General features: G+C 70.0%; 1 protein-coding gene. It reads right to left on the bottom strand.

Annotated elements, in window-relative coordinates; translation table 11 throughout:
• Positions 1-897, bottom strand: an 897-nt coding sequence (locus ACYVDE_RS24505; RefSeq protein ID WP_460504132.1) for a hypothetical protein, incomplete at both ends; no start/stop codon positions are given.

The raw sequence follows: 897 nt of genomic DNA, 5'->3' as shown, positions 1-897 counted from the left end.
GGCGTTGCGGGTGGGCAGCATGGCCACGGGCGTGCTCAGCGTCCAGATGCCCTGCACGCTGCCGGTGGCTTCCACGTAGTTCGGGCTGGCACTCTGAGCGGTGCGGGGGGCGGCAGCCCAGGGGCCAGCCAGGGAGCCGGCGTAGTAGGGCTGCAGGTCGGCCTTGGCCAGGCCGTTCAGCTCGGCATCGCGGTAGCTTTGGCGCACCGTGGCCGACACCGCAATGGTGGGCAGGTAGCTCACACTATAGTAGCGACGAACGCCGGTGCGGGCCGGGGCGCGGCCAATAGCCTGGTCGGTCACGCGCGTCACGCTCACGCTGCTTACACTGGCCGAGGCCTGGCTCAGGGTCAGGCCTAAACCACCGAAATCCTGGGCGGCCGTGGTGCTCAGGGGCGCCGAGGCCAGCACGCGGCCCGACACGTAAGCATCGGCAGTTTCGGCCATTGTAGCGCCCGACGCCAGCGTGAGGGCGGCAGCCTGCGTTTTCAGGATGCCGCGCTGGGCGGTGAAGGCCGTGGCCACGGTCAGGCTCTGGGCCAGGCGGGCGGTATCGGCGGCGGCGGGCAGGTTTACCAGCAGGCGCGGAATATTCAGGGCCGTGGCATTGGGCGCATTCAGCACCACGGCGCTGCCGCGCAGGCTCAGGGTACCGTTGGTGCCGCCGATGGAAGCGCCGGACTCGAGGTTGAGGGTGCCATATATTTCCAGCGTGCCGCCGTTCAGGGCCAGGGTAGTGCCGGCCCGCAGGGTAAGGTTGCGCACCTGTACCAGGCCGGTGCTGAGCACGGGCTGGGCGTTGGCTCCACCGCGGATTTCGGCATCGGTGCTGGCGGTGGGCAGGCAGGTCCAGTTGGCGGCCAGGGCCAGGTCGGTGCTCTGGCGGCGGCGCCACTC

It is taken from the genome of Hymenobacter agri (assembly GCF_054778495.1).
This window is presented reverse-complemented; position numbering and strand designations above follow the sequence as displayed.